The 12,981-nt window shown below is 31.9% G+C and carries 13 protein-coding genes and 1 pseudogene; 9 read left to right on the top strand and 5 right to left on the bottom strand.

Features of this window, described 5'->3' with window-relative positions; translation table 11 throughout:
- Nucleotides 1–58 precede the first annotated feature (58 nt).
- Together ssp1_RS09890 and ssp1_RS09885 are read left to right on the top strand one after the other, a co-directional pair.
- Nucleotides 59–901, top strand: coding sequence for an aldo/keto reductase (locus tag ssp1_RS09890; RefSeq protein WP_075778891.1), 843 nt, complete (start codon nt 59–61; stop codon nt 899–901).
- A gap of 226 nt (nt 902–1,127) precedes the next feature.
- A complete protein-coding gene (locus ssp1_RS09885) occupies nt 1,128–2,234 on the top strand; it encodes a glycosyltransferase family 2 protein (protein WP_075778892.1) in 1,107 nt (368 codons plus the stop codon).
- A 101-nt stretch (nt 2,235–2,335) separates the two neighbouring features.
- Here the strand turns inward: ssp1_RS09885 and ssp1_RS09880 are convergent, their stop codons facing one another.
- The 4 genes from ssp1_RS09880 to queC all read right to left on the bottom strand — a co-directional run bounded on the left by ssp1_RS09880 (nt 2,336) and on the right by queC (nt 4,828).
- Complete coding sequence (locus ssp1_RS09880) at nt 2,336–2,920, bottom strand: hypothetical protein (protein WP_075778893.1); 585 nt, start codon at nt 2,918–2,920, stop codon at nt 2,336–2,338.
- Between the two features lie 102 nt (nt 2,921–3,022).
- A complete protein-coding gene (gene queE, locus ssp1_RS09875) occupies nt 3,023–3,736 on the bottom strand; it encodes a 7-carboxy-7-deazaguanine synthase QueE (protein WP_107536052.1) in 714 nt (237 codons plus the stop codon).
- Nucleotides 3,736–4,155 carry a 6-carboxytetrahydropterin synthase QueD gene (gene queD / locus ssp1_RS09870; RefSeq protein ID WP_075778895.1) on the bottom strand — a complete coding sequence of 140 codons (420 nt, stop codon included), beginning with the start codon at nt 4,153–4,155 and terminating at the stop codon, nt 3,736–3,738. The genes queE and queD overlap by 1 nt, the downstream gene beginning before the upstream one ends.
- 1 nt (nt 4,156) lies before the next feature.
- Entirely contained in the window at nt 4,157–4,828 is a 672-nt protein-coding gene (gene queC / locus ssp1_RS09865) for a 7-cyano-7-deazaguanine synthase QueC (protein WP_075778896.1), read from the bottom strand.
- Between the two features lie 324 nt (nt 4,829–5,152).
- Between queC and ssp1_RS09860 the strand changes: the two genes are divergently transcribed.
- The 7 genes and pseudogenes from ssp1_RS09860 to ltaS all read left to right on the top strand — a co-directional run bounded on the left by ssp1_RS09860 (nt 5,153) and on the right by ltaS (nt 11,953).
- On the top strand, nt 5,153–5,746 hold the full coding sequence (locus ssp1_RS09860; protein WP_075778897.1) for an anthranilate synthase component II: 594 nt from the start codon (nt 5,153–5,155) through the stop codon (nt 5,744–5,746).
- Nucleotides 5,730–6,878: an aminodeoxychorismate synthase component I gene (gene pabB / locus ssp1_RS09855; protein WP_075778898.1), complete on the top strand. Its 1,149-nt coding sequence runs from the start codon at nt 5,730–5,732 to the stop codon at nt 6,876–6,878. Before ssp1_RS09860 ends, pabB begins: the two co-directional genes overlap by 17 nt.
- Complete coding sequence (locus ssp1_RS09850) at nt 6,878–7,486, top strand: aminotransferase class IV (protein ID WP_002450957.1); 609 nt, start codon at nt 6,878–6,880, stop codon at nt 7,484–7,486. Before pabB ends, ssp1_RS09850 begins: the two co-directional genes overlap by 1 nt.
- 45 nt (nt 7,487–7,531) lie before the next feature.
- Nucleotides 7,532–7,738 carry a hypothetical protein gene (locus tag ssp1_RS09845; protein WP_002450956.1) on the top strand — a complete coding sequence of 69 codons (207 nt, stop codon included), beginning with the start codon at nt 7,532–7,534 and terminating at the stop codon, nt 7,736–7,738.
- A gap of 19 nt (nt 7,739–7,757) precedes the next feature.
- Nucleotides 7,758–8,464, top strand: a pseudogene (locus ssp1_RS09840) (5-oxoprolinase subunit B family protein).
- A complete protein-coding gene (locus tag ssp1_RS09835) occupies nt 8,452–9,456 on the top strand; it encodes a 5-oxoprolinase subunit C family protein (protein ID WP_075778899.1) in 1,005 nt (334 codons plus the stop codon). Before ssp1_RS09840 ends, ssp1_RS09835 begins: the two are co-directional and overlap by 13 nt.
- Nucleotides 9,457–10,012: 556 nt before the next feature.
- Nucleotides 10,013–11,953, top strand: coding sequence for a polyglycerol-phosphate lipoteichoic acid synthase LtaS (gene ltaS / locus ssp1_RS09830; protein WP_075778900.1), 1,941 nt, complete (start codon nt 10,013–10,015; stop codon nt 11,951–11,953).
- Nucleotides 11,954–12,137: 184 nt separating this feature from the next.
- On the opposite strand, the gene ssp1_RS09825 is transcribed toward ltaS, so the two are convergent.
- A complete protein-coding gene (locus ssp1_RS09825) occupies nt 12,138–12,953 on the bottom strand; it encodes a ZIP family metal transporter (RefSeq protein WP_002450952.1) in 816 nt (271 codons plus the stop codon).
- Nucleotides 12,954–12,981 lie beyond the last annotated feature (28 nt).

Raw genomic sequence — 12,981 nt, 5'->3', positions numbered from 1 at the left:
TGGTATACCTTTGCTTGCGCATTTCAACAACTAAGACATATGAAAGAGAGTGGTAGAAATGAATATTAATGATACACAATATTTAAATAATGGTTATCCTATGCCATCGATTGGCTTAGGTGTTTATAAAATAGCAGATGATGAAATGAATGAAGTGATTAATACCGCTATTGAAGCAGGTTATCGTGCATTTGATACGGCATATTTCTATGGTAACGAACAGTCCTTAGGGCAAGCGTTAAAGCAAACAAACGTTGATAGAGAAGATTTATTTATTACATCTAAATTATGGAATGATTATCAAGGATATGACAGTACGATTCAATATTTCAACCAATCTTTAGAAAATTTAGGTCTTGAGTATTTAGATTTGTTTTTAATTCATTGGCCTTGTGAAGAAAATGGCTTATTTATAGAAAGTTATAAGGCACTAGAAACCCTTTATCATGAAGGTAAAGTCAAAGCCATAGGCGTTTGTAACTTTAAACAACATCATTTAGAGAAACTAATGCAAGAAACAGAAATAGTTCCTCAAATTAATCAAATAGAGTTACATCCATACTTTAATCAACAAGAATTACAAGATTATTGTGATCATCATGATATTAAAGTCACTGCATGGATGCCATTAATGAGAAACAGAGGATTATTGGACGATCCAGTTATTACGGATATAGCGAAACGCTATCAAAAGACACCAGCACAAATTGTTTTACGTTGGCATTTAGCGCATAATCGCATTATTATTCCTAAATCTAAAACACCTAGTCGAATTCAGGAAAATTATAATATTTTAGATTTCAATCTTGAACTTACAGATGTAGCACAAATTGATAGTTTGAACCGAAATGATAGACAAGGTAAAGATCCAGATGAAGTCGCGATAGGTGATTTAAAATAAATAAGTTGAAGTAATGCGACACATCATAAATCATTGTATGAGTAAAAAAACATTTATGTTATTTTTGAGGTCGTTTAATTTTACAAAAGTAATGATTTTCGAAAATATTGCGATAAACATTAATGGAATATTAAGATTTTGTAAATGCAAAGGCTCTAAGTAGAATACACTATTAAGTAATTGATAAAATAATATTAAATCAATTACTAGAAAAGGATGTCATTGAATGAATATAAGAGTCATCATTCCTTGTTATAATGAAGGAGAAGTCGTATTAAAGACATATGAAAAACTGACTGAGATATTAAAGCAAGATAGTAGCGATAAACAATATGAATACGATTTACTATTCATAGATGATGGCAGTAAAGATTCAACTATTGATCATCTACAAAATTTAGCATTAGCCGACCACCACGTAAAATATATTTCATTTAGTAGAAACTTTGGTAAAGAAGCTGCTATGGTGGCAGGCTATCAGCATAGTGAACATTGTGACGCTGTAGTTATGATAGATGCTGATCTACAACATCCGCCAGAATTTATTCCGCAAATGGTTGAAGGATATAATGAAGGTTATGATCAAGTGATAGCAAAACGTGATCGTAAAGGAGAAAATGTCGCTAGAAAATCGATGACACGTGCTTATTATAAATTGATAAATGCCTTTGTGGAAGATGTACAGTTTGAAGATGGCGTAGGTGACTTTAGATTAATAAGCAAGCGTGCAGTACAAGCACTGACATCTATGGATGAATATAACCGATTTTCAAAGGGATTATTTGAATGGATAGGTTATAATACGAAAGTATTCACCTATGAAAATGTAGAACGTGAAGCAGGAGAATCGAAATGGTCATTTGCCAAATTATTAAATTATGGTATTGATGGCTTAATTTCGTTTAATAATAAACCATTAAGAATGATGATTTATCTAGGTATGTTTACATTTTCACTCAGTGTACTATATCTTCTGTATCTTTTAATTAATATCATGATTTCAGGTGTAAACATTCCTGGTTACTTCACAACAATAGCTGCGATTACACTTTTAGGTGGTATTCAGTTAATGTCCATAGGAGTTATTGGTGAGTATATTGGTCGAATCTATTATGAAGTGAAAAAGCGACCTAAATATATTGTTCAGGCAACAAATATTGAACCTGAACAAACATCTGAAATATCACAGGAGTCAAATGACTCAAACAAGACACAATCTAGTAAAAATCAGTCTCAACAATATCATCAAATTAGAAGATTTGATGCACATAGACATCAACCAACATATCAAGCAACACAAAATAGTGAAGAATATAAAGAACGTGTTCATTAAACAAAAAGCTTACAGGCTATGGATCAGTCCATGAGCTGTAAGCTTTTTATAATTTGATTTATCGACAACGAAAAAAGTAACATTTATTGATATGATAAATGTTACTTAAATATACGTTGCCATATGATAAATAATATGAATAGTACATAGATGATAGTAAATACATACCAAAAAGGTGTGAGTATCATCATAGCTATAAATGAGATGATAATTAATATCGTACCAATTAGCATAGGATGCTTGATTGTTTTTAAAATAGGTAGATGATTAAGCTCCGATACATTAAATGTACCTACAAATAATAATACTGCACCAATAATGAAAATAGCTGGAGCTAAGTATGGTAACGACATATAGACAGATTGTTCACTGGATATATCAGTTATAAACTGTGCTAAACTGATGACAATTACAAATATCACTGCAATGAACTTTTGGTCTTTTATCATGAAAGAGTTAATTTTTTTATTTAAATAGAGTTGTAATAATGCCCATACAATAAATAAAATCATCGTATAGATTGAAATGAAATTATATTTTGCGACTACAATTAAATCGATAATAGCATTTAATGAAATAGCTATTAGTATTGAACTAAATCGAAGTTGTTTAAATTGGTGCAAATATAAATCTATTCCTACAATGAGCAATACTACGGCAATATTAATTAATATATATAGAATCATGGTGTACTCCTATCCGTAATACTTCATTCAATTATTATATCAATTAACATAAACTTAATCATTATATAACACTCGAAATTGTTAAAGTTATATTAAATGAGTTTAAACGCCCTTCATATTACTCCATAACAAAGTGTGTAATTGAGGCAATACGTATACATTATTCATATCGCTACTAGTCATAACACGTTCGACTAATTGTTCATAACGTTGTAATAGTTTAGCAGTATGGTTGTCGACCTCTTCATCTAAATAAGGATTACCCACTTGTAAATAAAACGGAATTGTTGGATAACGATGATGTATCATTTTAGCAAATTCGAAGTCATCCTCATCAAAAATGACGACTTTTAAATTAAGTGATTCAGGTACACACTGTTCAATAACACTATCTAAAATATCCAAATTAGGTTTCATATTTGAGCTTGGCGGTTTAGGACTAATTGTTAAGTCATCGATTTGAGTCATCCATGGTTGGAATTTACTACCTTGTGTTTCAAGGGCAGTTTGAATATGATGTTCTTCAAATAAATCTACTAAATCTTGGATACCTTTGATAAGTGCTGGATTTCCACCAGAAATTGTGACGTGATTAAAATTATTGCCACCTATTTCACGCAATTTGTTATAGATTTCTTCTGCAGACATTAATTGAATATCTTCTTTAGCACTACCATCCCATGTAAAGGCAGAATCACACCAACTACAGCGATAATCACAACCTGCAGTTCTAACAAACATTGTTTTTCTACCAATGACACGTCCTTCTCCTTGAATTGTTGGTCCAAATACTTCTAATACAGGTATTTTAGCCATTATAAATCACCTTTAGGACGATATACGACATAGCTAGTAGGTGTTTCACGTAAATAAACTTGGACGCATTTTGGATGGTTTTTTTGATCTTTAAGGTATGATTGCACCATTTGATAAATAGTCTGAGCGACAATTTCTGTAGAAGGACTTTTACCTTTGAATTGAACTAAATCATTTAATAAATAATGATCGAATTGGTCATGTATCAATTTTTTTAAATCACTAAAATTCACTAAAAAACCGTTATGGTCTAATTCATCTCCAACTATGGTAATATTTACGAAATATGTGTGCCCGTGAGTACGCATACATTTCCCAGCGTCTTCACTCGGAATGTAATGTGCTGCTGAAAAGTTAAAGTCTTTATTAAGTTCGAATTGATAGGGATGACTGACACTAGGATAAATTTGTTGAATCATCTTATTGTACTCCTTTCTTAGCAAGATATTTTTCGAGTCCACGTGATCTTAATTGGCAGGCAGGGCATTCACCACACCCATCTCCAATAATACCGTTATAACAAGTTAGCGTATTTTCACGAATATAGTTTAATACCCCAAGATCGTCAGCAAGTTCCCATGTTTGTGCTTTATCTAACCACATTAATGGCGTGTGAATCACGAAGTCTCTGTCCATAGACAAGTTTAATGTTATGTTCATGGATTTAATGAAGCTATCACGACAGTCTGGATAACCTGAGAAGTCAGTTTCGCACACACCAGTAATAATATGTTTAGCTTTAATTTGATAAGCTAATGCACCAGCGAATGATAAGAAGAGTAAATTACGAGCAGGTACGAATGTATTTGGTATGCCATCTTCAGTATCTTCAATTTTTAAATCATGTTGTGTTAATGCATTAGGTGTCAGTTGCGATAACAACGACATATCTAATATGTGGTGTTCTACGTTTTGCTCTTGAGCAATTTTTTTTGCTACTTCAATTTCAGTATCATGTCTTTGTCCATAATTAAAGGTAACGAGAGTAACATCTTTAAAATGCTTTTTAGCATAAAACAAACATGTTGTACTATCTTGACCTCCGCTAAAGACGACAATGGCTTTGTTTTGATCTAGAGTGTGTTGCACCATAATTATTCCTCCTGTATATCATTAGTCACTGAAACCGAACATTAGGGCATAAAAAAAGCCTATCTCTATAAAAAAGATAGACGACAGATTGTGAATACACATATAATTTTAAAGAAAGTATTAAAATGATATGTCTATTTGCAATCAGAAATTGAATTCAGTGTCTAGTTTTTTATAGAGGGTTTCGGCTAGGAACCTCTGATAAATATATATTTTGTACGCAACATAGAATAAACCAATTCATATGTAAAATCAAGTAAATTTTTGTGATAATAGTGTTAAAGACGTATAGAAGAACTAATATTAATGTAATGGAGCGTAATCATGATAGTAGTGATAGATAATAAAGATTCATTTACTTATAATTTAATTAATTATTTTAAAATGGCTACCCAAGAGACGGTTAACGTCATTGATGTAGAGGATATTAATATAGAGGAATTAAAAGAATTGAAGCCCAAAGCTATCGTTATATCACCGGGTCCTGGGAGACCTAGTGATTATCCTATTTTATTTAAGGTGATGGATGACTTTTATCAGCACATACCTATATTGGGGGTCTGTTTAGGATTTCAAATGATTTACCAATATTTTGGAGGAACAATTATACATAGAGATAGACCTATACATGGTCATACGACATTATTAAGACATAACGGCGAAGGTGTATTCAAAGGATTACCAGATAGCTTCAGTGTTATGCTCTATCATTCTTTGAAGGCAGATGAAAGTTGTGTTCCTAAAGAATTGAAGGTTACAGCTGAAGGAGATGATGGTGTCATTATGGGATTACAACATGATAATTATCCTATTTACGGACTACAGTATCACCCAGAATCTATTTTAAGCGAACAAGGCCAAAACCAGATTCAAAACTTTATCGACATTGTAGGTGAAAATAGTGACTATCAAATTTAACTATCGCTATTACTTAGACGATAATCAATTTGAAACCTATCATATTGAATTAGATCAATTGATTGAAAAGAAGATAGCTAACCATGTGGAAGAAGTGGGGCACGTTATACGCTTTGCAGAATTTCAACAACAACAAGGTCATTATGTTGCATTATATATAACATATGAAGCGGCACGTTATTTCAATCCACAAATGACCGTGTGCCATGTAGAAGAAGATGGTGTCTTAGCAATTGCATATAGCTTTAAAGTTGCCAATCATATTAATGAATCTAAGAAATTGAATAATGCATCATATCAACCGAAACATCAATTTAAATTTATAGAATCAAATCAACAAATGAAAGAAAAAATACAAAGCATTCAACATGCAATTGTCGAAGGAGATACTTATCAAGTGAACTATACTACACGTTTGACTGATGACATCTACTTACCGATTCATCAGTTATATCGACAATTAACTACTGAGGCAAATGGTAATTACACAGCCTTATTAGATACAGATGAGATCAAAGTTGCATCTATTTCTCCTGAATTATTTTTTCAGAAAGGAATCTTTAATGGTGAAGAGAACGTGTTAGTTAGTAAACCTATGAAAGGTACCATGCCGAGAGGTGAAACCAATAAAGAAGATCAACAAAACTACCATCAACTACAACAGTCTAAGAAAGATAAAGCTGAAAATGTAATGATTGTAGATTTATTGAGAAATGACATTTCTAGAATAGCAAAGACAGGGAGTATTATTGTTTATAAATTATTCTTTATCGAAACGTATCATACGGTACACCAAATGACGAGTATGGTAACAGGAAAATTATCGTCAGATGTGACCCTTGAAATGATCTTAAATGCTATATTTCCGTGTGGTTCTATTACTGGTGCACCTAAAATAAATACTATGAAGTTAATTCATTCTTTAGAACAAGTCCCAAGACACATATATTGTGGAACAATTGGATTATTACTTCCTAACGATAAAATGATATTTAATATACCTATACGTACGATTGAATATCGACATCAACAAGCAATTTATGGTGTTGGTGCTGGGATTACGATTAACTCTAATCCAGATGATGAAGTCAAAGAATTTTATGATAAGACAAGGATACTGGAGAGATTATAATGTACTTATTTGAAACAATGAAATTAGAGAATGGTCATATTGCACGACTTACTTTTCACAAACAGAGAATGAGTCAATCAAGCAACAAATTGAATATAGCTTTTAATGAGTTAGATTGGGACCGTCTTATTCAATCGATCCAAGCTGAATATTCTGAAGGTAGCTATCGTTTGAAAGTGATGTTACAAGAAGAAGGGAATTTCGATTATTTAGTGGCGCCCCTAACATCTAAATCACATTTCACTGCGTCTTTAGTACGTGAACATGCCAATACGTCGCATCTAATGAAAATTAATAAAACCTCAAATAGAGAACATGTATCTTATGATTTAAACACTGATTTAGCACTCATATTTGATGAAAATGGCAAAATTTTAGAATTTAATATTGGTAATGTCATGTTTAAAGAAAACGATCATTATTTTACACCTCATTATAATGAAGATTTTTTATTAGGATGTATGCGACAATCCTTGATTGATGAAGGTTGTTTGCAAGAAAGAGACTATTATGTCGATGAATTAATAGAGAAATTGAAGACAAAGAAAGTGGAGGTATTTTTACTAAATAGTTTGCGAGAGGTTGCCGATGTTACAATTTACCTATAAAATTAACATGGAAGAAATGCGAAATATTAACAGACGGAGTAGATAATGACACTAATATGGATAGGATTATTAATTGTTGTAGCAGTTGTAAATAAAGTCATCGTTAATCGATTATTACAAAAGAGAGCTCAAATATTCGCACGTATCGTTGCAACAGCTACTACCATATGTGCCATTATATTAGTATATTTATTGATTAAATCACTTATGCCTTTTGTAATAGAGCGTATGGACGTATTTTATCATCATTAAAGACTTTTGAGGTGAAGGTATGAAAATATATAGTCAAGGCGACCAAGCCATCGTAATATCAATAGAGAAAAAGGTATCAAAAGATCTTACTGAAGATTTATTAGCCTTGAGATCATATTTGAATAAAAAAATTATTCGTTCATTACAGAAATTGTACCTACTGAATCGGATATGATGATTATTTATGATGCACGAGACATGATTAAACATCATCATATACAATCCCCATTCTTATATATGAAAGTGCTCATTGAATCGATTAAGTTGGAAATAAAACATGAAAATAAAGCACAAGCGCCATTTCAAATTCCTATTGTATATGGAGATGAATATGGGCCAGACTTGGCATCATTATTAAAACATTTAAAAATTGATGAATCACAATTTAAAGCACTTCATACAGGAAGTGACTACTTTGTATCAATGATGGGATATTCCCCAGGATTTCCATATTTAACAGGAATGAATAAAAAATTATTTGTGAATCATACAAGTAAAGAAAAGAAATTTATTCCGGCAGGTTCAGTCGTCATTGAAGGCAAGAAATGTGGTATCGTTACTACTGACACTTATAATGACTGGTTGGTAATTGGATATACACCAACACAACTTTTCTTTCCAAACAAAGATGATTTTTCACTCTTAAAATTGGGCGATAATGTACAATTTATTGCTAAAGATAAAAACGAATTGGATTTAGGAGACTTTAAAACATGTCAATCATAATAGAAAATAGCGGTTTGTTTAGTAGTTTTCATGATTTTGGGAGACACGGATATGAACATAATGGTGTGATACCATGTGGTGCACTCGATAGTTTGTCACATGAAATTGCCAATCGATTAGTAGCTAATGATAAAAATGAAGCAACACTTGAAATGACACATAAAATGCCAACGATTCGTTTTACAGAACCTACACTCATCGCATTAGCAGGTGGTAACTTTAAAGCCGAGACACAAACAATGAAGGTATTTCCATATAAGTTATATTTAATGGAAAAAGATGATGTTTTGAAGTTTAAAGAAACGAGTAGAACATCACGTGTCTATTTAGCTATCGGTGGTGGTTTTAAGTTAGATGAATGGTTAGGTTCTACATCCACAGATTTCAACGTGAAATTGGGTGGTTTTGAGGGTCGACAATTACAAAATGGTGATGAAATTGAAATGAAACGCTTATATAGTGAGCGACATCACAAACTGTTTGAAAATTTAGCTGAGTCCCGACAAACTGATTGGGGTGTAGATGGCTATGCGTTATCATTTAATTATATGTCAGACGTATTTCATGTCATTAAAAATAAAGGTTCAGAAGATTTTAAAGAAAATGCATTACAACGTTTTGCATCACGTAACTATAAAGTAACTAGTAAAGCTAATAGAATGGGCATGATTTTAGAAGGTGAGAAAGTAAAAGCATATTATGAAGATATGCCTGCACATCAATCCGTTAAACGCGGTACAATCCAAGTTAAAAGAGATGGCACACCCATTATTCTATTAAATGATCACTATACATTAGGAAGTTATCCTCAGATAGGGACGATTGCAAGTTATCATTTAACTAAACTAGCTCAGAAACCAACGGGATCAAAATTAAAATTCCAATTTATAGATATTGAAACAGCGGAGAAAAATCTCGTTAAATACAGTAATTGGTTAAATCAATTATTCCATGGCATTGAATATCGTATGCAGTTAGAAATGTTGAAATAGGTACGATTAATGTAAAGTGGAAGCTCGTTCTTAAGACGGATGGCTTAATAAAAACAAATCTATATAATATATAGGTACATTATAAAAAGTATAACTTTAAACCATAGTTTATATGTTGAAAAGTGTGTTTTTACTTGATATTTAAGGTTGCTTCCTTTATATTAATATATTGAACTATGTATTTTGTTACAATATGATTACATTCATCATATTTTCTTAATAAAAAATTAACATCAACAATACATTAGCTAGTTATTGAATCAATCTACTAGCTATTTTTAACGTCAAAATGAAATGTTTAGTGAATTTTAAAAATTATATATTGTGTTAAATCATGCAGACCAACATTGGTATGGGTTAAAATAAAAGTGGAAATAACTCGTTTTAATTCGACGCAATAAAGTAAGCATTGCGTTTATATATTAAACGTAATTATCATGTTAGAGGATAAAAGTTTACTGGCGTTGTTTTAAGATAATTACCATTGCCTAATTACGTTTAATTCGTTATTGATAAGGTTCTTGTGGTTTATTAACAATAAACGGAGGAAACAAACTTGAGTTCTCACAAAAAGAAGATAAGTCTTTTTGCGTTTTTCCTGATGACCGTATTTACGATCACGCTGAAGACATATTTTTCCTATTATGTTGATTTTTCTTTAGGTGTTAAAGGATTAGTACAAAACTTAATATTACTGATGAATCCATACAGTTTAATCGCACTCGTACTAAGTGTGTTCTTATTCTTCAAAGGTAAAAAGGCTTTCTGGTTCATTTTTGTCGGAGGATTCCTATTAACATTTTTACTGTATGCTAACGTTGTATACTTTAGATTCTTCTCTGATTTTTTAACGTTTAGTACTTTAAATCAAGCAGGGAATGTAGAATCAATGGGTGGCGCATTAGGTGCTTCATTTAAATGGTACGACTTTGTGTACTTTATCGATACGATTATCTACCTGTTTATTCTAATCTTTAAACGTCAGTGGTTAAGTACAAAAGCATTTAGTAAGAAATTTGTTCCAGTTGTTATGGCTGTATCAGTTGCATTATTCTTCTTAAACTTAGCTTTTGCTGAAACTGACCGTCCAGAGTTATTAACTCGTACATTCGACCACAAATACTTAGTTAAATATTTAGGACCATTTAACTTTACAGTATATGATGGTGTGAAAACGATTGAAAACAATCAACAAAAAGCGCTAGCATCAGAAGATGATTTAACTAAAGTGCTTAATTATACAAAACAAAAACGTACTGAGCCTAACCCAGAATATTATGGTGCGGCTAAGAAAAAAAATATTATTAAAATACATTTAGAGAGTTTCCAAACTTTCTTAATTAACAAAAAGGTTAATGGTAAGGAAGTAACACCGTTCTTGAACAAACTTTCAAGTGGTAAAGAAGATTACACTTACTTCCCAAACTTCTTCCATCAAACAGGTCAAGGTAAGACATCAGATGCCGAATTAACGATGGATAATAGTATTTATGGATTACCTCAAGGTTCTGCATATTCGTTAAAAGATGATAACACATATCAATCACTACCTGCGATTTTAGATCAAAAGCAAGGTTATACTTCAAACGTTATGCATGGTGACTATAAAACGTTCTGGAACAGAGACCAAATTTATAAACATTTTGGTATAGATAGTTTCTATGATGCAACGTATTATGATATGTCAGATGAGAACGTGGAGAACTTAGGATTAAAAGATAAAATATTCTTTAAAGATTCAGCTAATTATCAAGCTAAAATGAAGAAACCATTTTATTCACATTTAATTACATTAACTAACCATTATCCGTTCACATTAGATGAGAAAGATGCATCAATTGATAAACCAAATACAGGTGACTCTACAGTTGACGGATATATTCAAACAGCACATTATTTAGACCAAGCTCTTGAAGAATATGTTACAGATCTTAAGAAAAAAGGTTTATATGATGATTCTGTTATCATGATTTATGGTGACCACTATGGTATCTCTGAAAACCATAACAATGCGATGGAAAAATTATTAGGTGAAAAGATTACACCAGCGAAATTTACTGATTTAAATCGTACTGGTTTCTGGATTAAAGTTCCAGGTAAATCAGGTGGAATAAATAAAGAATACGCTGGACAAATGGATGTTATGCCAACAATATTACATTTAGTTGGTATTGATACTAAAAACTATATTATGTTTGGTACTGATTTATTCTCTAAACAACATAACGATGTCGTACCATTTAGAAATGGTGACTTTATCACTAAAGACTACAAATATGTTAATGGTAAGTTATATTCTAATAAAGATAATGAATTACTAACTAAAAAACCAAAAGACTTCGAGAAGAATCAAAAACAAGTTGAAAAAGATTTAGAAATGAATGATAGTTTATTAAATGGTGACTTATTCAGATTCTATAAAAATCCTGATTTCAAAAAAGTAGATCCATCGAAGTATGAATATAAACCAGGACCAAAAGGTAACGAAAAAAAATAATTCAATAAAACCGAATTGAGCGCTTGCTCAATTCGGTTTTTTATTATTGAAATATAAAGTAATGCATAAAAAAAGGATGGGGGTTTCTATTGAACTCCCACGCCTCGTAATCGTTCTATCTGCCTTCGTTTTCAAACTTTAATTTTAGGAATAATATGGAAATTGCATATTTCAAAATGTATGATTAACCTAATGCAACGTCTAATACCATCATAATGGCAAAACCAAGCATTAAGCTTAGCGTAGCTAAATCTGTATTATTACCTGATTGAGAATCTGGAATCAGTTCTTCTACTACTACAAATATCATTGCACCTGCAGCAAAAGCAAGTGCGTAAGGTAACATTGGCGTAATAACGAGTACTGCACCAGCACCAATCATAGCAAATATAGGTTCTACAATGGCTGAAGCTTGTCCATAGTTGAAAGCTTTCCAACTAGAAGCACCTGCTGCTTTAATTGGCATAGATAAAGCTGCACCCTCAGGAATATTTTGAATACCTATACCAATCGCTAAACCAATTGCCCCTAAGAATGTGGCAGTGCCATTGCCTGATACTACGCCACCAAAGGCAACACCAATTGATAAACCTTCTGGTATATTATGCAATGTAATCGCAAGAACAAGTAATGCATTTTTACTTAGAGATGTATCAATACCTTCTTGTTGTTGATTTTCATCTTTCGCATTACGGTGTATATGCGGTATAACAAAATCTAGTCCGCGAATAAATAATCCGCCAAATAAGAAACCAATTGCAGCTGGTAACCAAGGCATTGCTGAGTCTTTACTAAATTCTATTGAGGGTTGTAACAGAGACCAGAAACTTGCGGCAATCATAATTCCTGCAGCAAATCCTTGCATCGAGTTCAACACTTTATCATTAACAGATTTAAAAATAAAGACAGAAGCTGCACCAAGTGCTGTTAATAACCATGTAATGATTCCTGCAATTAAAGCTTGGAAATGAGGAGGCAAATTTTCGAAGAATTCTGCCATAACTAGGTCTCCTTGTATCATTTAAGCT

The sequence above is a fragment of the Staphylococcus sp. M0911 genome, from assembly GCF_003491325.1.
In the GTDB taxonomy this organism is placed as follows: domain Bacteria; phylum Bacillota; class Bacilli; order Staphylococcales; family Staphylococcaceae; genus Staphylococcus; species Staphylococcus warneri_A.
The sequence above is the reverse complement of the archived record's forward strand: the minus strand, read 5'-3'. Positions and strand labels throughout refer to the sequence as shown.

Coding starts and splice junctions, on each gene's coding strand:
- ssp1_RS09850 (WP_002450957.1), top strand. CDS start 6,878: ATGTACTTATTTGAAACAATGAAATTAGAGAATGGTCATATTGCACGA.
- ssp1_RS09845 (WP_002450956.1), top strand. CDS start 7,532: ATGACACTAATATGGATAGGATTATTAATTGTTGTAGCAGTTGTAAAT.
- ssp1_RS09835 (WP_075778899.1), top strand. CDS start 8,452: ATGTCAATCATAATAGAAAATAGCGGTTTGTTTAGTAGTTTTCATGAT.
- ssp1_RS09885 (WP_075778892.1), top strand. CDS start 1,128: ATGAATATAAGAGTCATCATTCCTTGTTATAATGAAGGAGAAGTCGTA.
- queD (WP_075778895.1), bottom strand. CDS start 4,155: ATGATTCAACAAATTTATCCTAGTGTCAGTCATCCCTATCAATTCGAA.
- queC (WP_075778896.1), bottom strand. CDS start 4,828: ATGGTGCAACACACTCTAGATCAAAACAAAGCCATTGTCGTCTTTAGC.
- queE (WP_107536052.1), bottom strand. CDS start 3,736: ATGGCTAAAATACCTGTATTAGAAGTATTTGGACCAACAATTCAAGGA.
- ssp1_RS09890 (WP_075778891.1), top strand. CDS start 59: ATGAATATTAATGATACACAATATTTAAATAATGGTTATCCTATGCCA.
- ssp1_RS09880 (WP_075778893.1), bottom strand. CDS start 2,920: ATGATTCTATATATATTAATTAATATTGCCGTAGTATTGCTCATTGTA.
- ssp1_RS09860 (WP_075778897.1), top strand. CDS start 5,153: ATGATAGTAGTGATAGATAATAAAGATTCATTTACTTATAATTTAATT.
- ssp1_RS09825 (WP_002450952.1), bottom strand. CDS start 12,953: ATGGCAGAATTCTTCGAAAATTTGCCTCCTCATTTCCAAGCTTTAATT.